The following is a 19,244-nucleotide window of genomic DNA, read 5'->3' as shown; positions in this document are numbered from 1 at the left end:
GTTAGGCCACTTACTTTCCCTCAGTTGTTGTGGAGGCCGTCTGCAGACCTCCGATATTAAGTACACTGTTGAATACACGCATAATTTCGTCTTGTAATACCCCTGCCTCTAAGCCGTCCCATACGTCATCCACAGTGAATTGATTATCAAAAACATTTACAACAAATCCAATCATTCCGTCAAAAGTTTCCGCAGAAACTTGTGCGCCTTCTTCACGCATTTTTTCATTCATTTTCAGGGCATTACGGAAAACACGCGCCTTCACAAAATCATTAGTAAATGTTTTTTCTTGTCCATCAATTCGTAATTTGATTTGCATATTTCATCCATCCTTTTCGTTAGTCACTTTAATTTAGTTAAAAGAAAAGAAGCCCTATAAAAGGACTTCTGTTTAAGGTGTTGGTACTGTTGGTTCAGTAGGTTTTGTTACAGTAGAGAAGAACGTTTCAGGAGTAGCTGTTACACCCGAATCACGCGTATCTACAGTATGTTTGATGATACCATCAATTAAAGGTAAAGCTTCACCAGCGAACGGATATACTTTGTAGTTTGTTTCACCTTTTTTACGAGTAGCGTTGGATTCCTCTCCTGGCTTTAATTTTGCTTTGAAGAACCACACAAGTTTAGATCCTGATTCAAAGCCAATTGCAATAGCATTTGGTGAATCATTTGAGTTGGTGATAATACCACCTTCAGCAGATTTCTTGTGACCATACCAATCAACTAATACCTCTGTTGGTAAATCAGCAGTCTCGCCTGCAATTGTAATAGAATCCATTTGTGCCTCTTGGTCCACCACACGGTCCCCGGCATCTAATGATGCTTCAGAGAAGTTAGGTGTAAGAGTTAAAGAGATTGGCATTGTTAATGTTTTAACATCTCCCCATGTTTCTGTTTGTTCATCAGTCATTAATGCATAATGGATCCGTTTCAAACTAATTTTTTGTGGTTTTTCATTTACCGTTGTAGCTGTCATTTTCATGACCTCCTATTATTTAATATTCATCAAAAAAGACGAATCGCAACACTTTGTTAAAGTGGGAATCGCCTTCTTGTTTTGGTGCATCATATTCAAATGTTCGTTCATAGCCAGCCGACTCCATCAATCGCTTGATGTCCTCCACAAGTTGATAGTAATTGGGTTTCGACCAAACGTTGATTTGAATTAGTCGTTCAGTCTCGTATTCTTGATCTGATGCTTCAAGTGCTGGCTTTGCATTGATTTCTAAGAATGTAATGTATTGATTTGGTATAGTTGCCCCAGTTGGAACACTGTTAAAAAATACATCTAATTTAAGTGGTGACAAAGTATCTGTGATGTGTGCAGAAATATCAATCATAGATTTTTCGCCTTCTTTATTTCATCCGCAATAGCATTTAATGCACCTGGTTTACTAAACTCAAATCCTCGTGTAAAGAATGGATTTGGTGCAATCGGTCCCCATGTTACTTTCTGGCGTTTACCCTTTTTCGTAACATATTTACTTCCAGCACTCCGCCCACCTTCTAAGATATGGCCGTGGTAGGCTTTACCTGTGTGTACCTTGGCTTCACCATCTTTTGCCCTTTTTATTTTAATGTTACTTTTCAATTTATTTTTCTTATTTTTTGATTTCCCAACAGGCACTTCTTTTTCAACAGCTTCTTTGACTACTTTTGCTCCTGCATTAAGTGCTTTATTTTCTTCATCCTCTTCTAATGGCAAATTCATTAGATTTTGCATCAAAGCGTCCATACCTTGTATTTCAAAATTCATCTAAACCACCTCTTTTAAAAAGATTGTGAGCCACTGATTATCTCCATTATCATTCACAGGTGGCGAATCCATTTCGTATGTTTTGCCAGCTACTTCAACCCGCATAGCTTCTGTAATATCCTTACGGTATCGAATGCCGATAACACATTTCCCTTGCCATTGTGTAGCATCAGAACTAAATAATCTGTAACCTTTTGCAGTCTTCAATTCCGCCCATACCGTTACTTGTTTAGTCCATTCATCACTTGGCCATCCATTAGTTATCGTACCTGGTGGATTTAAGAATGTAGCGCGCTTGTTCATACGACCTGCGTTATTGTTGTTGCGATAGTTCATCAGGATCCACCCACTTTATCTGTAAAATTATCGACTGTAAGCCGTATGGGATAGGTTGTTGAGCTGTTTTAATTGTGGAAGGCGTAATAGCTATACGATTCTCATAAAAGTGTGTAGCGAGCGTCATAATAGCTAAACGATGTAAGGCAAAAACATCTTTGTCCTCCACAATCAAATAATAATCGTCTGGCTGTTTAACCCCTGCATTCTCCAAATAAAAAATGGATGATTGCAGAATAGTAGAAAGGGAACGATCCTCGTCATTCCCATCAATCCGTAAATATTCTTTAAGCTCATCCAGTAATTGCATTAAGCATCACTCTTTTCATCTGTGGAAGGCAGTTTAGGCGCTTGCTTTGTAGGAGCTTTCTTAGGCTCTTCAACAGCTTTTAGGAATGCTACCCCATATTCTTCATGGACTTCCGTCAAAGCCTCCGCACGTGCTTTAACAAGCTTTTTACCATCGGCTGGATAAGTATCTCCTACTTCGTAAACATGGCCTGCATGGTTATTTTCTTGAAAACGATTAATTACTTTGTATTGGCTCATTTGATTCACCTTCTTTCTATAAACTAAGAATTTCTAATTCTATTAATCTCCAGGAGCTGGAACTACATCTGCGATACGGAAAGCAGATGCTAATTTGATTCGGTGGTCAAAGTAAGCTGTAACAACAAATTGCTCAATACCAGTTTTAATATCTTTATCGCGTTCGAAAGTTTCACCAATATCATAGTTAAAGTGTGAGTATGATAGATCGCCAACGATTGGTTTTGTAGCTGCATCAGCAAAAATAACAGGTTTACCTAATACTTGTTCAGGTTGTGCAGTGTATAGTGTAGCATTCCCATTCGCTAATTTTTCAATGATGTCAGAGTAATCAGCGTACGACATAATAATTTGTGCGTTTTCACGGTAATCTTCATGTAAATCAGCAATAGCTTTACGAATAGCTGTGTAAGTATCTGCACCAGTCACTTTAATAATGCCGTTTTCTGCAGAATAGAAGCTCATGTGTTCTTCGCCACTTTTTGGCGTTGTTGTAAATGCCACTTTCTTTTCCTTTGCAGCTACACCGGATTTAAGTGCATTTTCCACATGTCCAACTAAATCTGCATCTGAACCATTAATTACTGTTTCAGAAACCCCTGCAAATACTTTGAACTTGTTACGTGTGAATGCTACTGTATCACCTTTTGCTTTTAATTCTTTTGCAGTAGCCATATCAGCGATGAAGTCATCGTCATCTAACGTGAAAGATAGACGTGGCAATTCTAGATTCGTAATTTGTGTTACTGCAGAATTTCCGCGCAATGGATTTTTAGCTAAAGGTGCTAAGATGACATCTTGTGAAACAGTTTTAGGTAAGAATTTACCACCACCAGAAGCTACATCATCGCCAAGTGCTGCACGAATATCTGCATCAATCGCTTTTCCACGCATAGTAGAACGGACTAATGATGCTTTGGCAGCAATAACTTTTTGTTGTGGGTTATCGATGGCATTTACACCTTTGTTAGCATCAATTTTAGCTTTAACTTCTTTATCTACTTGATCGTGTTGTTGCTTAATTACATCAAAGCGTAATTGTAAATCATCACGTGACTTTTGAGCGGCTTTAATATCTTCTGGATTTGATGTTGGGTCAGAAGCCTTTGCAGTAACTTCGCCTTCTGCTTTTTTTAATTGTTGGCCAATCATCATCAGTGATTGCTTTAATTCGTAAAGATTTTGGTCACCTGAGAACATTTGAATGTTCAGTGGCATTAACATTTTCATAGAGTTTTTGTTTTCCAAAGAAATTAAAAGTTTTTTCGTTTGAGTTTTCATATAAAATTTCCTCCCAGTAATTAAAGAATAGTTTCTAAATAAGTTAGATTCGCCTTTGAATCTGCAATAATTTTTTCACGTAAAGTTTTTTCTTCCACACTCATTACTGGTGTGGATGGCTCTGGCTGTAAAAGTTGTTGAGGGACATTTTTGTATTGTTTAATTAACTTTTCTTCAATACATGCGGCTGCCTCGTTGAAATTATCGATTGCATCACAAAGCCCATAATTAAAAGCCTCTTCAGCAGATAACCATGTTTCAGCATCTAAAAGAGACTTTAAAGTTTCTGTATTTAGTTTATCTCCTGCTTTATCTAAATAAGATTGGATAACTGACTCATTAATACGTTCGATGTCATCGGCTGCTTTACGAAGTTGCTCTGCATTACCACTCGCCCAAGTCCAAGCATTATGAATCATCAATAGACTATTCGATGCCATTCTTATTTCATCAGCAAACATAGCAATTACAGATGCAATAGAAGCTGCTAAAGCATCAACGTGAGCAATTACTTTTGCTTTATGACGTTTTAACATGGTACCAATCGCTAATCCTTCAAAGACACTTCCGCCTGGGCTATTAATGTATAAGTTAATTGTTTGTACATCATCCCCCAATGCATCTAGTTCATTTTTGAAAGTGATTGATGAAACCTCGCCTAGTTCTTCCCAAGCCCATTTAGTAATTTCACCATAAATAAAAATATCCGCGGAGTTACCATCTGCAGATAACTTCATGTTAAAGAACTTTTCCTTCTGTTTTTTATTCACCTTTCCCACCTCCTTCCACAGTTGATGCAGCAGCAGTGGACTTCCTCAATGTCGGATCCATATCGATAGGATAAAGATCACCAGAAATCCATAGCTTGTTTGCGTATTCTGAATCATCTGGTGGCAAATCTTCAAAACCTCTTACTTCATTTTGTTTAAACCACCCATTTCGAATGCCCATTTGATAAAACGATGCGCGAGTAGCAGTATCACCTCTAAGAAGTCCACCTAAATTAAATTTAAAATACATGCCTGCTTGTCTATCTGCTTTGGTTAACAATTTTCGGTTAAACTCATGTTCATACTGGCGAACAGTTGGCAATAGATTCATATTTGTAAATTGAATCATTTGTTGCTCGTTCGACCCTAGAGTGCCACCCTCGGAATCATTTAAAAATGAAACCGGTACATTAAAAACGTTGGCTACCCTTGAGCGTGTAATTCGCTCTGATGCCAACGTATCGGATGCAAAGTATTGTTTTTTGATTGGATCAATTTCAACACCTGGTTCTTTAAATAGAATACCCCCATTTTCAGAGTAAAACCTTCTAAAGTCACCAATAATTCGATTCCTTTTTTCTTCATCAACATTTGATGCATAGCTCAATGTGAAAGATTCTTTTTTCTCCATTTCAGAAAGAGAGAACTCTTGAACAGCCTTATCGTATTTAATTGTATTGGCCAAAACCTTTAAAGGGTTAAGGCCACGCAAACGTGCTGGCCCTCGGATATGCTTAACATGAATCATGTCGCTGTTGTGGACATACATATTTTTATTATCACCGCGAATTTCATACCACAACGAACTATCATCACGATTAATAAACTCAGTCACGCAATTCGGATCAAGTGGTAATAACTCCACTGGCCGCATCCTAATATCACGTAATATGACTGCATATCCATTTCCTGTTTCGTTCCTACTAACTTCTAAAGCGTTAATAAAATCAAAGCTACTCATATTTTGATTTGGCTCATTTATAAGCACATCTGAAACATCATTTTGAATCACATTGTAATGTTGATGCAGCTTTATAGGTAATGCAGACATAGTGTTAGCCAGTCGACTAATAACACTGAAAATCGTTTCATTAGTTGCTAATTGGCTGTTATCAATGCCCCAAAAGGTTCGTCCAAACCAATTGCTAAAATCCCATGTTGAACCCTTCCAACCTGTAGTAGCCCCTGCATATGCCATGTATGCTGTTGTTTTGATACGTTGCCATAATCTCAATTTCTCACCTCCCCCTTATAAGTCATGAATAGAAATAAAGCTGATATTACCTTCTCCACTTTCATTTGTTGAAAATCTTGCTTGTACAAATGCTGTAATTACTGCTGCAATAGGGTCAATTCGTTCTCTGGACTTTGATTTTGATAGTTTAATACTTTCATTGGCTGCCATTTCAGCAATAGCGTTCCCAACAGCCCAAGCCAGTACTTTATCACCAACATGAGTGATTCTTTTTTGTTGTTCATTGTTCTGATATACATAATCTCTGAACTCTTTTGTTGGCTCAGATAATGTAGGGAACCCTTGACGGACCTCCACAATGGTTAACCCATAGTTAGCCATATTTTGAGCAAACTGTGTGGCTCCGTATGGATCGTAACAAAATAGAATTACATTCAATTCATTGTTATTGATGAAATCTAAAATCCATTGTTCTACAAAGCTATAGTCAACTACGGCACCTGGTGTAACATCCATCCAACCTTCTTCAATCCACACATCATATGGCACCTTATCTTTAGCTCTCCGCTCTGCTAACGCATCTTCAGGCATAAATGAGTGTTGTCCAACGTGGTAACCATAATCTGTAGGGAAAACATAGCCCACTGAGGTTAAGTCAATCTTCTTTGATAAATCGACTCCTATATAAACATCACGGCCACTCACCTCAAAGGCTTCTATTTGACCTGCCTTCCACTTATTCGCAGGAATGTAGCCCCCTTCTTTCATGTCCACCCATATATTCATAGTCTTTGTTAAGAACGACCTCATTTTTTCAGGAACATCAAGCGCTGTTTTTAAATCTGATCGAATGGATGCTAAACCTTCTTCATAAGTAGCTACTATAGGGTTTGCTTTAATCCAATTACTTTCATCCTTTATGTCATCCCCTGGATCAAGCTCGCAAATGATACCAAAGTAATCATCGTTCTCTGTATCATCATCAGGATTCAATATGCGTGAAACATATTCGTATTCAACAAAACATGGCCTACTTAAATCAAACCCCGCTGTGGTGATAACAAACATTAGTGGTTCTTTACGAGCAACCATACCTGATAATAAAACATCGTAAATTTCAGATGTTAGATGATTGTGGTACTCATCCACAATTCCTACTGATGGATTCTTACCATCCCCCGTTTTACGTGTTTCACGGGATAACGGAACGATGACGGACCCATTGTTGAAGACTTCAATTTTGCCATACGCTTCTTTCCACCTACCATCCAACAGCTCACTGGAATTTATCCCATCTCGAACAGCAATATACACTTCATCTGATTGATCTTTCTGCCATCCAGCAATATACATACGCTGTTTCTCATCTCCAAGGAAAGCGATGTATGAACCAACTATCGCTAGAAACTGAGACTTAGCATTTTTACGAGCAAGCTGAATGTAAACCTTACGGAAACGTCGAGCTCCGTTCCGCTTCTTTTTGAAACAGAAGATATTTACAGATATAAAGAGTTGAAAGTCATTAAGTAGAACCTTTTCACCAGCTAATACACCTTCAACGTGTTCAAACTCATTGGCCCACCAATAGAAATCCTCGGCCACTTCTTCATCAAAATAAAAAGGACTGTCATCATTTTGACAATCCTCATAATCTTTTATAAAGCGTTGAACCGCCCATTTGTGTTTAATACTAGCCTTAATTTCCCCACTTAGAATATCATCACAGTAGTTAAAGACCCGTTCTAAAACCCAATTCATAATCTATCACCAAATCGCTTCTGGGCCTCGGTTTTGCCTTCCACAGTTGAAGGAGAAGGAATGACTAATTTCAAACGAGATGTAATAGTAAGTCCAAGATCAGCAGCTGCAGAACGACATTCATTAAACAATGTATTTTTGGTTCGTTGCAACTTTGGATAATTCTCATTAGCAATCGTAATTTTCTTGCCGTTTTCCTGCTCAACTGTCTCTGTTGGTTTGATTTTTCGTATGTCCTTCACCAGTTGTAAGTACTGATGCTTAGAGTCCAGATACCTCGCTAGAGAATCAACATCAAGCTCGCTGAAAATCTCAAGCGCTACAAGCTTTTCAGCAATCTCTGCAAATTCCTTCTTTTGTGCTGCTGTTAAATACGATGGAATTTCAATGTTTTCAGAGGGTCCACGCATCTTTTCTTCATGTTTTTGACGCTTTTTTATATCATCCTTGGTTAAATGTTTAGAACGTCCATTCCCTAGAATCACTTGCAATGGCTGCTTATTTCGACCTGCCATACTATCACCTCACTTTCATTTTCCTTAGCTTTCCAGAAAAAATATTCAAAAACGGGTTTTTCTGCGAGGAAATCGGTCAGCCGGTGTAGGGCTCCCTGCCGTATGGGAAACGAATGGAGGGGGGATACCCTATTTCTTACCGTACTTCTGCACATCCTCGGTCGTCTTCTTGTTGTGACAAGATTGACAAAGCAATTGTAAATTGTTTTCATCTAATCGCTTGGACCAGTCAGCAGTTAGTGGCACAATGTGGTCGACAAGAACCCCGACTGTGATTCGCTTTTCATTTAGGCAATACTGGCACAATCCGTTGTCGCGAATCTTGATGTAGTCACGGCATTTATTCCAAGAAGATGAATGGTAAAACTGATCATGTTTCTTGTTACGATTGTACTTGTCATAGTACCGGTTGTTGTCTGCCTTGGTTGTCTTATGTTGTTCGCAATATCCATTATGTGTTAGGTTTGGACATTCGGGTTTGTTGCATGGTCGTAAAGGTTTACTATTCATGCTGCTCTACCTCTTGCTTAACCCTCGCCATGGCCTGTGCTATGGTGTCCTTTAACTGTGCCTCGTCCTGCTTTAGCTGGTCTAGCTTATGAGCATCAGCCCACTTCATCTTGCGGTGTAGCTCACGCATTTTTGCCTGTAGCTTACGTGTTGATTCGTCTGTATAAAAACAGACATACTCACGTCCACAGTTAGGACAGGTGAAGTATGTCTTTTGGACTTTGTTATTTAGTTTGTCTATCTTGAAGTGTTCAACGTAGAACCTATGACCACATGACTTGTTGCACTTAGCGTAGATTGGTTCCATGTTATTCAATGCCTTCAAATCGTGTTGATAAACGCTTCAAACCATTTGCAATATCCTCAGCGTTTTTATTATTTAAAGTGCCAATTGATACTGTAAACTCCTTTTGCTTTTCAATATCTGCATTATCAATCGCATCAAACTCATCAGCCAACGCTCCAACATGCTTTGCAATTGCTCGTAACTTTAATTGCATTTTGTCCGTGTCCATATCTACTGAAATGGATAATGATTTACTTGGCTTTTTATTTAGGATGTTCTCGCTGTTCTGATACTTGCGTAACTTCCATACGTCTACCAATGCACCTTTACACTTAGGACATACACTCACTTCTTGGTATTCCTTTTTAGTATGGAATATCGTTTCGTTGTGACCACATGATAAGCACTCTGCTTTGTGCTGATATTGTTTTGATTCATCGTGAAACGGAATTTTTTCAAGGTCTCTTTTATCTACTTGAGTGGTCCTAACAGGACCTTTACAAATAGGACAACTAATTCCATCAACACAATTATTTCTCACTTTAAATAAGTGATTATTATCTTCATAACACATAAGAACTATCATTGTTCATCCCTCTTTCTTAACAAAGTTGTATTCATTTCTAACCTTACGTAATCCTATTGTGTAAAATATATTGGTGCTTATTATCCCAATGCATAAACCTAACGAACCAGATAATAGTGATATAAAGATTGCCATTCACTCGCCCTCCACAATTCATAGTTCTACTTGCAAAGTCCATTCGATACATCCATCTGACTTCATGGCATAATAAAAAGCCGCACTCAAATGAGTACGACTTGATTTTATACTGTTGTAATATCTCCTATAGAGAAACTATTAAGTTCTAAATTTTCAGCACTTGAAATTTTCTTTCTTAATATCTGAGATCCTTCAGGTGTATCGTAATATTCAGGTTCATTTTCTAAATCCAATATCACAGTAGATGTTTTTCTTTCACTTAATATAGTGTATTCAATCAAATACAACATTCTCACCTCCCATAGAATATTTTATTTATAAGTAATTTGTACCCTAGGAATTCTACTTAATGTCTTAAATTCATTTTCGGTTAAATTAGATTCTATTCTCTTCCAATCATTCTGGAAGTATTGCCATAAATTATCTAAAGCTTCATCAGCTTTATTTGCAGTAACTATATGTTGTTTTATAGTTCCGTTATTAAAATGAATATCGAATATATAATTTTTCATCAGATACGCCTCCTCTCCACACTAATCATAGTGCGAATGGAATCATATGTCACTATTAGAAATATGAAGCATAATAAAAAGCCACACCTAGTTAGATGTGACTCTTTTAAAATTAACTATATTATAACGTTTTTGCTGCAGGAAAATCCTCATATCCGCTATACATTACTCGACCTACCTGGTTCACACGATTTACATATCCAACTCTACTCATATATGGATTAAAACTTGAACGTGTAGATGTCTTACCTTTTTTAGTAATCAACTTACCGTCATTAATTTCCCCTAGGTAATTTCCGCTTTGCCCATAAATTTCATTCCCATAGAATTTACCAACATGTTTTCCGTCATGTGTCCAAAGATTATCTCCATCTTTGTACCCAAAACTTTCTCCACCCCATGTATATAACCAATCCATAGAACAACACTCTCCTTTATATATCCATTATAAGAAAATGCGAACATGCGTGTCTAATAATTACTCTAATAAAAAGCCACACCTTGTTAGATGTGACTGTATGTTCTTTATTCAATTTCACTTTCTACTCTATTAATCCCATGGGCTGTGATTTTAGCATCAAATTTTAACCCTTGACCTCTAACAGTAATTAAACCTAAGTCAGCTAAGTAAAAGTATGCCAATTTATCTTCAACACCTTCTTCAGTGTCTTCAAAAGCAACCCGAGTAGAACTTCCATTTTTTTCAAAGTAAAAATTGTAGAGTCTTAATAATGCGTTTTTTCTTAGTTCTTTTCTAGTTTCTACTTTATCTTTTTCTATTGTTATTACATCACTCATTTATCACTCACCTCCTTCCACTTTATATTAATTCAAATGGAAGGTAGTGCCAATAATATAAATATGATATAAAAAAAGACTACCGATTTAGTAGTCTCAATTGCTTGTTTCCGACATACACGTACAAGCGAACGTGTTTATTTTGTAATGCTTATTTTTGTTAGCGCATTTCCGTACGCTTTTGATAAAACTTGATAATATCAATTTACACTGTTTTTTTGCGAACTTCCCTAGTGTTAAGAAGTTCACTCTTCTGGAATATGAAAAATTGCATCCTCAGGAATTTCAATGTCGTGTGGTACTACCCTTTGAAAAAACATGAAAAATTTAAATCTGTTAGGCATACGTAATAATTTCTTATCAATTTGAAATTCAACCCACGCTTTAGCATTCTCCCCATGCATACCTGTAATGAGTGGATCAATCACGCTAACTTTTCCTCTCTTTAGCCAAACTACTTTACGAGAATCCTCCAATAGTTGTCTTGTAAAAAAATTATTTGGTCTAGGATAATTTGCAGATAGCTTCATATTTTTCTTTTTTGTTTTTATACTTTCGATTGTACCCTTATGGGATACCCAAACTTTTTTCACATATTTCACCTTCCAATTATTTCTACAAATAGTATAAACTAATTATTAAACCCAACCAATCCTTCCTGCCGTTTTGTCTATTAAGATGTTACGTTTACGCAATACTTTGTGACGTGAGATATACAACTTATCGGCTATATCTTCCCACTCGTAACAGCCATCTGTATCCCAGTAACGCATATCTACAATAGTACGCATATCATCGTCTAACTCGTTATATAGGTCTTCCACAGTCTTTATGATGCGTTTTAAGTTTTGGTAATAGTCGTCATTGGTTAGAAGCATTGCTTTCTTAGCTGTCGTGTCAGAAATCGTATTACTACGACCTCCAACCATTTCGAAACCTTCATTATGTGGATGCAACAGTTCCCATTCACGATACTTTAGTTTCTTCCTATTTTGCTCCAGCTCAATCCAATATCTCTCGATTGTCTGTATATCACTACGCGATAACGTAGGCATGTGCAGCACCTACCTTGTACTCTATTAATATTTTTGATTTACCCTTCTATAAAACAGCATTATTTGGTATAGTTTTTATAAAAAGGAAATTGGTGATTAGAAATGGAAAACCCAGCTTTAAAATTGCATTCACTTTTAGAACAAGCATTTGATATTTCAAAAGACTACTCCAGTTTTAATTATATTTGGTCTATAGTATTTGATATTGATGAAAATGACACTCCTGCTCTTATGATTACATACAGCTCAATGCTCAATCTCTTATTAGACACGAAATCATACATTTCACAAGACAATAAATTAAATACTGAAAGAAATATAAAATTCATTACTAATATAGAAAATGCACTTGGTTCAATTGATTTTGGTGGCCAAATGTCTTCTTTTAGATCTCATTTAAGTGCTGAAACACTGACAGCATTTTATTATATTGCCGAATCGATTAACTACAGAAATGAATTTAATGATAAACCCATTGATGAACCTGCAATTAATGAAATAATTAAAGACGTTGATAATTTAATAGAAGGCGTTCTGGTTTCACCTTTACCTGAGGAAGTGAAAAAACTACTTCTTAAAAATCTAACTTTAATAAAAGCATCTTTACAGAATTATAAAATATCTGGCTACGAAGGAATTCAAGATGCATTCGATCAAACAATTGGAGCTGTCTTCAGAAATAATGAAATCCTTATTAACAACAAAGATGAAAATATCAAAGGCCTTTTCAATATTATAGATAAACTTAACTCTCTGTTATCAACAGGTGTTGCATTTAAAGATTTACTAGGTCCAATCTTTGGTTTACTACTTAAATAATTTTGGGAGACGACAAATCGTTTCCCTTTTTATTCATTGTATTCAAAACGCCCCTCTCTTTAGATAGTTCTTCATTTGGTAATAGAATCGATAGTAAATTCGATTTCCCATTTCGTTTTTATTTATTGGAACAATTTCAAAATTGTATTTAGCTTGGAATGATAATAATCTGCCGTACAATGCTTTTGGTTCATAATTACTTCTATAATCGCCTTTTATGACCTTTGTCCAAAATTCTAGGTCCTCTACAAGTAATACGAATCTTCCTTGCTGTGAACGAATCAGTTCATTTTCGAAAGCTGTTTGCGTATCTTTTTGTAAATTCCCTGTTATTTCATCAACAGAATTTTTACGTTCAATGACACTATTTAAATAGATATCACGAGGTATACCTAACTCCTCATTTTTTGGAATCATTGCTGAATAATCGCCATAATCCAATTTTTTCTTCTTTATAGGGACGTTATTTTTTTGTAAGTATTTTAGAATATGATCGTTTACTTGTTCACGAGTATCTACAACAATGTTCATAGTTTTTAAGATGTTGTTAATCTCAGTTTCTGTGTAATGGTAGTGAATCATTTGGAATCACCTTCTAATTCTTCAACTTCCACCTCTACCCACTCGAAATGTTTAATCATGTGTGTATAGCCAGCATTGCAAATAGCATCTTCACCATATTTCTCAAAAATGGCTTTTTCCCAATTTTTCATCCAATCTTCAGCTGCATTTTTGTCGAAAATAATATTCGCCTCGTTTAAATCTTCTGTTATCTCAACATCTTCGTCCTCTGCGAAATATTGAGGGACATCATTATCATTAAATTCATCTTTCAAACGGAATACCCACGCTTCCTTTTTCATTCGCCTTAACCTCCTTGTTTTTACTTGTTACAAGCATCGCACAGATGTTCTATTTATGAGTTAGATATATTTTATCACCTAATCTAACCTCTAAGTCTCGTTAGAGAGGCTGTAAATCACCTATTTTGATTAGCATATAAAACAGCACTTTCATGCAATTTTTTCTTCATGACATTCGAAGCATCATTTTCATATTGTCGATAATCTTCGTAGATATCGTTCCATCCGTTTTTGGCCAATGTTTCTTGCCATTCGATAAATAACATTAATGCTTCAATTTCTGAGCATATCCATTCATTCAATTTCGGATTGGATTGCCATCCACAGGATTGATACACCATCTTTTGCATTGTTTGATCAATCCCACTGGCACATTCCCATGATTTGAACCATTTTTCGATTTCCGGAAAAATCTGTTCAGCTGCTTTTAATATTTCATTTGGTACTAATTGATAGTTTTCTAATTTAAGTGAACCATCTGGCAAAACAATAATTCCTGCACCAGATTTCCATATCTCACTTAAAACTTTCAAGATCTGGATCATGACATTTCACCTCGAAAATACCTTTAGGGACAGTTGGGAGGGTTTGAACCCATTTTTCATAAACTTCTCTATATATTTATTTTTAAAATAAATTACCTACTTTACTATAAAAACTATCCCTACTATCCCTTTTATCCTTAAGATAGAATCAAAATCATAAAAAAAGTATTATTAAATAAGGGTTTGAGCCACTTTCTAATTCAGGGAGGGTTGAGTTTCAAACTATCCCTAAACCTTCCCTAAACTCTCCCTCTAGTCATCAGTTTTGAAGAAACCAGTGTCATACTTTTCCAAAAGTCGTACACCTGCATAGTGCATTGTGCCATTTGTTTTGATTTTGTTAAATTTTTTTCCCATTTCACGACCAAATTTTGTGCTCGACATCATATACTGACCGTTGTCGCTTGCCCAATTTTTATATTCATTGAAAAGAGTTTTAGCTGGCACTCGAAATTGAGGAGCTTTTATACAACATTCCTCAATGAAGCACTCGATACTATCCATTTCAACGCGATACTCTTGACGCTGTTGTTTAATAATTTCAGGTTCTTTTAAACCATCCTTTTGCCATTTTAAATATCCTTCAACAGCCCAATTTAAAATTGCAGTAATTTCACGTTTCAACTTATTAGTTAAGTTGTAATCAATTTTATTTTCAGGAATTTGAACGGTGAATGGAATGATTGCAAGACGTCTCCATATTCCATCATCAGTACCGCGGATAATAGGCTTATGGTTTGTGGCCATCCACAGTTTGAATTGTGGTTCAAAATCAAATTCATTTTCATAAAGAAAACGAGCCGTAACCTTATCACCACCAGTTAACTGTTTAACTAGCCCTTCATCTAATCGCACGCCCTCATTAGGCTCTGTAGTAGTAACTAATCTTGCTCCGGCCAATCTAGCAATATCACTATTTGCCCCACTAGACTGCTGTTTAACCATGATTGTCTGTGGTTGAATATTCGTTGCATAACTTCCGAACATTTCAGTTATGATGTCTAAGAAAACTGATTTACCATTACGGCCATTACCATACAAAATGAACATCATTTGTTCCTGGGTGCTTCCTGATAGCGAGTAACCTACAGCTCGCTGCATGTAATCAATTAAAGCTTTGTCTCCATCAAATATTTGATCCAAAAACTCAAGCCATAAAGAGCAACCAATCTTGTCCGTAAATTCCACATTCGAAATCTTCGTGAAATACTTTGATTTATCGTGCTCCATCAATGTAGATGTTTTCAAATCTAGATAACCATTCTGTACATTGAACAAATCAATATCGCTATCAAACTGTGAAGGTTTAACTGATGTTAAATGCTCAGTTTCTTTCAACATATTTGTTTTGCCTTTGCTGCTTCGAGTTGCTTTAATATGTTTTATAAAGTTGTTTCGGACCTCTTCCTCATCTACTCCCTCTGGAATAAAGAGCGCTTCGTTTTTCATTTTTTCGACTGTTTTATCAACCAACATTTTAATCATGCCTTCTTGGTCAATCTGCCATATCTTCCCGTCATAGTAGTACCAATTTTTGCGGATGTATGAATAACGAATGTGATCACCATATGCGTCTCTTAAACGCTGCGCATTTCCTGTATCATCAAAACTGTAATATTTTCGTTCAACTTTTTTTGTATTTCCTTCTAGTGAAAAAACATCTGATTCTCCATCTTTTCGTGGCTCTGGGTCAAACGTATTTGTACAATCTGTAATTGCCTTTCTTAATGTCTCATCTCCATATGTGGAGGAATTCTGTTCCCTATCCCATTTATCACGCATAAGTGATGAACGACGGAAAATGCTATCCATCATTGTGTAATCACAATTTGTCCAAAAGGCTAAATCATTACAGAATGACATATCTGCTTCAGATTGCGAGTTGTAGAATTGCTCCCAACCACCATTCATAAATACTTGAAAACGACCACCGATTTTACTTTTAGTTGCGATGTTTATAAGTTCATCTTCAGTGAACTTCGTACCATATGAAGCATTTGTTTCATTCCGACTTTCTGGAACTTTCGGCTTATGCAGATATTTATTGTGAAGGTAATTAATTTTGTTGAACTCATCGTCTTCCACACGGGTATAAACCCCTATTTGATTACCAGTCATAACAAAGAAACGACCACTATCGTACATTTCAATATTCCCTCGTCTACGGGCTCCCTCTGGTAATTCACCTTTTGCAATAATGTGAATCCCTGTTCCACTAACTGAGATTTCGCTATAGCTACACATCATGTCGATAAATTCTGAAACGATATTATTGTCATGATCATCCTTATGAAATCTTTCGATTTCTTCTTTAACACCATCAATATCAATTCCGAAGTAAGGTGCTTTGAAGAAAAATCCTAAACCATCTAAATTAAATTTTTCGATAGCCTCTAATGCTGTTTCAAAATCTGACCAAGTATTTTCATCATTGCTCTTTGCTAGTGAGCCATCATAAGCACTCACTGGAATTTTTGTCATTTTATCTTCACGTGGTTGTAGCTTAAAGCAACACCACTGTTTTAGTTTCTTAAGTTCTTCTGGTATTGCCCAGTACACGTTCCCATCTCCCCTCTATAAAAATCGTAAAGTTTTTTCATGGGATGCCCTCAACTTTCCTAACAAGATATTCATATTTAAATAAATTTTGGTATAATTTTATTTAATGCTCATTTGCAAAATATTAAAATTTGGGGGAAATTAATCTGGATCCAATAACAACTAGTGCAATTTCAAGAGTAACAACCGAAGTAGTAGATGTTGCAAAAAAATCTAAAGAACCTAAAAAAACTTTCGATGATATATGGTATTTAACTTTTGGTAGACTAGGTCTAACAGCTGATAAACTTCGATTTAAGCACCAGGTTGACTTAGATAATTACAAAAACTCAATTATTGAAAAGATTGAATCTATTCCTGCTGAAAATTTGCAAGAACCTAAAATGAGTATCGTAGGTCCTGCTTTAGATGCAGCTCGCTTTTATATTGAAGAAGATGTGCTACGAGAAATGTTTGCAGAAGTAATTTCTGCATCATTTGATAAAACAAAATCAGAATTTACACACCATTCTTTTGTTGAGATAATAAAGCAAATTTCACCAACAGAAGCTAAAATTTTGAAGCTTTTCAATGAAGAACTTGAATTACCAATCGTTCGTTATGAAATTGCAAGTAGTAAAGGGTCTTTTTTTGATTTAGGCCAAGTGATATTTCAGGGGTTTCTTGACGACTTAGTATCTGGCGATGAATACTCTATTGAAATCTCTAATTTAGAAAGATTAAACCTTATCAGAACAAATACTCGGTATTACTTAAAAGATCAACAGAAATATGATTTCTTTGAACAAACTACATTCTATAAAGCTATGCTTAAATTGTACGAACCACAAAGCCGTGAAATAAAGATAATAAAAGGAGTATTAGAACCTACTCCCTTTGGAGAAAGCTTCTTAAGAGTTTGCATATAATCTTCAACCTCTGCACCTTAGTCCTATAACGTCTAAGGTGTTGTAATTTTGATTACGCCTCGAGAAAATGAGTATAAAAAGAGAAGTCCGCCTAAAACAGACCTCTCTATTAAGTTTTTAAAATGGAATTTCATCTTCTGATACTTCGATCGGTCCTTTGCTGTTAGCAAATGGATCTCCATTACTTCCTTGATTACTTTGTACCGCCTTACTACCTAGGAACTCTACACGATCTACCATAACATCAGTAGTGTATACTCGTTGCCCATCCTTTTCATAACTACCTGTTTGCAAGCGACCAACCACACCCACTTGACTCCCTTTTTGTTGGTAGTTTGCTAGATTTTCAGCAGTCTTTTTAAACGCTTTGCACTGTATAAAATCTGCTTCACGTTCACCGTTTTGATTAGTAAAATCACGATTTACAGCCAGTGTAAATGTGCAAATAGCAACACCGTTTGGACTGTATCTTAAATCTGGATCTTTTGTTAAACGTCCAATTAAATTAATTGTATTCATTGTGATCCTCCTGTTTTAGAAGTTAGATAATCTATCAACTTCATAGCTTCTTGTTTTGTCAATTGATTCGATATTTTATTAATACCTAATTCTTTTGTAGCGTTTTTGTAGGTGATATTCGGAGACTCGTTATTAATTTTTGATAACTCTGCAACTTTGCCAGTAATCATTTTTAACTGCGCGGCGCTTAACTTTTCAACACCGCCATTATTAGATGGCTTTTGTTTATTATCAATTGTGGATGCACTATTACCGTCATCATCTTCATCTGATGTAATGCCAAATACTGCCGAAAGACTATATCGTTTTAAATAAGTAATTACTGATCCAGTAGCTTGCGCATCATTTTTAGCTGGAGTTGTAAATATAGGTTCCATTTGGATGAATTCACCACTTGAATGCATTAAAATTGTTACTACACCAACTTTATTATCTTGATTAATCGGATATTGAATAAAAGATAATCCGTGTTTTGGTGCTATTTCAGTGATGGCTTCCACAACGTTTTCCAATGGAACGTACTTGGATTTAAAAAATGGATTAGCTTTATCTTTTAAAGGTTGCTTAACCTCTCCTTGAAAGAGGGATAGAGCCTTGGCTAACTCTGCAATTGATTCTGATTTGTTTATGACATCCACACTCCTATCCCATTAAAATGGTCCATTTTCTTCAGTTGCTTCGTTCTTCACTTCTACATCTGCAAATGGATCTTCGAATTCCGGTAACTCTTCTTCAGGATCCACTTCATCAATTGTTAATTGACCATCTGGCGAATCATCATCTGGCTTACCTTCCATGACCTCTTTAGGAGTGCCGTATTGATACGTTAAATCAACAAGGAAATACTGGCCGTACTTGTTGTACTTCTCGCTGATTTTATTCATAATAAGTGCTTCATTTTCTTTAGCAGCTATTACAATTTCCTCAGCCTCTTCGCGTGTATCAGCATAATGTTGTTCTTTTTGATTGAGTAATTTTTTCAAGTG

29 protein-coding genes are annotated in these 19,244 nt (G+C 36.1%); 2 read left to right on the top strand and 27 right to left on the bottom strand.

Annotation, left to right across the window (positions count from 1 at the left end; translation table 11 throughout):
- Positions 1–10: 10 nt before the first annotated feature.
- The 20 genes from MKX57_RS09410 to MKX57_RS09315 form a co-directional block, all read right to left on the bottom strand.
- Positions 11–319 carry a hypothetical protein gene (locus tag MKX57_RS09410; RefSeq protein WP_241604946.1) on the bottom strand — a complete coding sequence of 103 codons (309 nt, stop codon included), beginning with the start codon at positions 317–319 and terminating at the stop codon, positions 11–13.
- Positions 320–391: 72 nt separating this feature from the next.
- On the bottom strand, positions 392–976 hold the full coding sequence (locus MKX57_RS09405; protein ID WP_342550958.1) for a major tail protein: 585 nt from the start codon (positions 974–976) through the stop codon (positions 392–394).
- 19 nt (positions 977–995) lie between these two features.
- Positions 996–1,340: a hypothetical protein gene (locus tag MKX57_RS09400; RefSeq protein ID WP_342550957.1), complete on the bottom strand. Its 345-nt coding sequence runs from the start codon at positions 1,338–1,340 to the stop codon at positions 996–998.
- Positions 1,337–1,756: an HK97-gp10 family putative phage morphogenesis protein gene (locus MKX57_RS09395; RefSeq protein ID WP_342550956.1), complete on the bottom strand. Its 420-nt coding sequence runs from the start codon at positions 1,754–1,756 to the stop codon at positions 1,337–1,339. The genes MKX57_RS09400 and MKX57_RS09395 overlap by 4 nt, the downstream gene beginning before the upstream one ends.
- The gene (locus MKX57_RS09390; protein WP_342550955.1) at positions 1,757–2,092 is read right to left on the bottom strand and encodes a phage head closure protein; all 336 of its coding nucleotides are present in this window, start codon (positions 2,090–2,092) and stop codon (positions 1,757–1,759) included.
- A complete protein-coding gene (locus MKX57_RS09385; protein ID WP_342550954.1) occupies positions 2,070–2,402 on the bottom strand; it encodes a head-tail connector protein in 333 nt (110 codons plus the stop codon). Before MKX57_RS09385 ends, MKX57_RS09390 begins: the two co-directional genes overlap by 23 nt.
- Positions 2,402–2,641 (bottom strand): hypothetical protein, encoded by a 240-nt coding sequence (locus MKX57_RS09380; protein WP_342550953.1) that lies wholly within the window; start codon positions 2,639–2,641, stop codon positions 2,402–2,404. Before MKX57_RS09380 ends, MKX57_RS09385 begins: the two co-directional genes overlap by 1 nt.
- Positions 2,642–2,683: 42 nt before the next feature.
- On the bottom strand, positions 2,684–3,871 hold the full coding sequence (locus tag MKX57_RS09375) for a phage major capsid protein (protein ID WP_342551117.1): 1,188 nt from the start codon (positions 3,869–3,871) through the stop codon (positions 2,684–2,686).
- Positions 3,872–3,942: 71 nt separating this feature from the next.
- Positions 3,943–4,692 carry a head maturation protease, ClpP-related gene (locus tag MKX57_RS09370; RefSeq protein ID WP_342550952.1) on the bottom strand — a complete coding sequence of 250 codons (750 nt, stop codon included), beginning with the start codon at positions 4,690–4,692 and terminating at the stop codon, positions 3,943–3,945.
- Complete coding sequence (locus tag MKX57_RS09365) at positions 4,685–5,890, bottom strand: phage portal protein (RefSeq protein WP_090001346.1); 1,206 nt, start codon at positions 5,888–5,890, stop codon at positions 4,685–4,687. Before MKX57_RS09365 ends, MKX57_RS09370 begins: the two co-directional genes overlap by 8 nt.
- A gap of 51 nt (positions 5,891–5,941) precedes the next feature.
- Positions 5,942–7,645, bottom strand: coding sequence for a terminase TerL endonuclease subunit (locus MKX57_RS09360; RefSeq protein ID WP_096364445.1), 1,704 nt, complete (start codon positions 7,643–7,645; stop codon positions 5,942–5,944).
- The gene (locus MKX57_RS09355) at positions 7,642–8,160 is read right to left on the bottom strand and encodes a phage terminase small subunit P27 family (RefSeq protein ID WP_342550951.1); all 519 of its coding nucleotides are present in this window, start codon (positions 8,158–8,160) and stop codon (positions 7,642–7,644) included. The genes MKX57_RS09360 and MKX57_RS09355 overlap by 4 nt, the downstream gene beginning before the upstream one ends.
- Positions 8,161–8,289: 129 nt before the next feature.
- On the bottom strand, positions 8,290–8,670 hold the full coding sequence (locus tag MKX57_RS09350) for an HNH endonuclease (protein WP_342550950.1): 381 nt from the start codon (positions 8,668–8,670) through the stop codon (positions 8,290–8,292).
- A 308-nt stretch (positions 8,671–8,978) separates the two neighbouring features.
- Positions 8,979–9,542, bottom strand: a complete 564-nt coding sequence (locus MKX57_RS09345; RefSeq protein ID WP_342550949.1) for a hypothetical protein — start codon at positions 9,540–9,542, stop codon at positions 8,979–8,981.
- A 242-nt stretch (positions 9,543–9,784) separates the two neighbouring features.
- The gene (locus MKX57_RS09340) at positions 9,785–9,970 is read right to left on the bottom strand and encodes a hypothetical protein (protein WP_342550948.1); all 186 of its coding nucleotides are present in this window, start codon (positions 9,968–9,970) and stop codon (positions 9,785–9,787) included.
- Between the two features lie 21 nt (positions 9,971–9,991).
- Complete coding sequence (locus tag MKX57_RS09335; protein ID WP_342550947.1) at positions 9,992–10,192, bottom strand: hypothetical protein; 201 nt, start codon at positions 10,190–10,192, stop codon at positions 9,992–9,994.
- 121 nt (positions 10,193–10,313) lie between these two features.
- Positions 10,314–10,610, bottom strand: coding sequence for a 4-fold beta flower protein (locus MKX57_RS09330; RefSeq protein WP_291754865.1), 297 nt, complete (start codon positions 10,608–10,610; stop codon positions 10,314–10,316).
- A 107-nt stretch (positions 10,611–10,717) separates the two neighbouring features.
- Positions 10,718–10,990, bottom strand: coding sequence for a hypothetical protein (locus MKX57_RS09325; RefSeq protein WP_342550946.1), 273 nt, complete (start codon positions 10,988–10,990; stop codon positions 10,718–10,720).
- A gap of 245 nt (positions 10,991–11,235) precedes the next feature.
- Positions 11,236–11,583, bottom strand: coding sequence for a hypothetical protein (locus MKX57_RS09320; RefSeq protein WP_342550945.1), 348 nt, complete (start codon positions 11,581–11,583; stop codon positions 11,236–11,238).
- Between the two features lie 45 nt (positions 11,584–11,628).
- Entirely contained in the window at positions 11,629–12,045 is a 417-nt protein-coding gene (locus tag MKX57_RS09315) for a transcriptional regulator (RefSeq protein WP_342550944.1), read from the bottom strand.
- 102 nt (positions 12,046–12,147) lie between these two features.
- Here MKX57_RS09315 and MKX57_RS09310 point away from each other — a divergent pair, with 102 nt between their 5' ends.
- Positions 12,148–12,864 carry a hypothetical protein gene (locus tag MKX57_RS09310; protein WP_342550943.1) on the top strand — a complete coding sequence of 239 codons (717 nt, stop codon included), beginning with the start codon at positions 12,148–12,150 and terminating at the stop codon, positions 12,862–12,864.
- A 42-nt stretch (positions 12,865–12,906) separates the two neighbouring features.
- Here MKX57_RS09310 and MKX57_RS09305 read toward each other — a convergent pair whose 3' ends face one another.
- The 4 genes from MKX57_RS09305 to MKX57_RS09290 form a co-directional block, all read right to left on the bottom strand.
- Positions 12,907–13,446, bottom strand: coding sequence for an ERCC4 domain-containing protein (locus MKX57_RS09305; RefSeq protein WP_342550942.1), 540 nt, complete (start codon positions 13,444–13,446; stop codon positions 12,907–12,909).
- Positions 13,443–13,727 (bottom strand): hypothetical protein, encoded by a 285-nt coding sequence (locus tag MKX57_RS09300; protein WP_342550941.1) that lies wholly within the window; start codon positions 13,725–13,727, stop codon positions 13,443–13,445. The genes MKX57_RS09305 and MKX57_RS09300 overlap by 4 nt, the downstream gene beginning before the upstream one ends.
- A 116-nt stretch (positions 13,728–13,843) precedes the next feature.
- Positions 13,844–14,272: a hypothetical protein gene (locus MKX57_RS09295; protein WP_342550940.1), complete on the bottom strand. Its 429-nt coding sequence runs from the start codon at positions 14,270–14,272 to the stop codon at positions 13,844–13,846.
- A 252-nt stretch (positions 14,273–14,524) separates the two neighbouring features.
- Complete coding sequence (locus MKX57_RS09290) at positions 14,525–16,831, bottom strand: phage/plasmid primase, P4 family (RefSeq protein ID WP_342550939.1); 2,307 nt, start codon at positions 16,829–16,831, stop codon at positions 14,525–14,527.
- A gap of 131 nt (positions 16,832–16,962) precedes the next feature.
- Between MKX57_RS09290 and MKX57_RS09285 the strand changes: the two genes are divergently transcribed.
- Positions 16,963–17,739: a DUF4393 domain-containing protein gene (locus MKX57_RS09285; RefSeq protein WP_342550938.1), complete on the top strand. Its 777-nt coding sequence runs from the start codon at positions 16,963–16,965 to the stop codon at positions 17,737–17,739.
- A 117-nt stretch (positions 17,740–17,856) separates the two neighbouring features.
- Here the strand turns inward: MKX57_RS09285 and ssb are convergent, their stop codons facing one another.
- Genes ssb through MKX57_RS09270 form a run of 3 tightly spaced genes read right to left on the bottom strand, consistent with a single transcriptional unit; the run spans position 17,857 to position 19,241 of the window.
- Positions 17,857–18,258, bottom strand: coding sequence for a single-stranded DNA-binding protein (gene ssb, locus MKX57_RS09280; RefSeq protein WP_342550937.1), 402 nt, complete (start codon positions 18,256–18,258; stop codon positions 17,857–17,859).
- Positions 18,255–18,896, bottom strand: coding sequence for an ERF family protein (locus tag MKX57_RS09275; protein WP_342550936.1), 642 nt, complete (start codon positions 18,894–18,896; stop codon positions 18,255–18,257). The genes ssb and MKX57_RS09275 overlap by 4 nt, the downstream gene beginning before the upstream one ends.
- Before the next feature lie 12 nt (positions 18,897–18,908).
- Positions 18,909–19,241, bottom strand: a complete 333-nt coding sequence (locus tag MKX57_RS09270) for a hypothetical protein (protein ID WP_342550935.1) — start codon at positions 19,239–19,241, stop codon at positions 18,909–18,911.
- Positions 19,242–19,244 lie beyond the last annotated feature (3 nt).

It is taken from the genome of Lysinibacillus sp. FSL M8-0216 (assembly GCF_038595555.1).
GTDB classification, from domain to species: domain Bacteria; phylum Bacillota; class Bacilli; order Bacillales_A; family Planococcaceae; genus Lysinibacillus; species Lysinibacillus fusiformis.
Note: the sequence above shows the minus strand (reverse complement) of the source record. Positions and strands in the feature narration are given on the sequence as shown.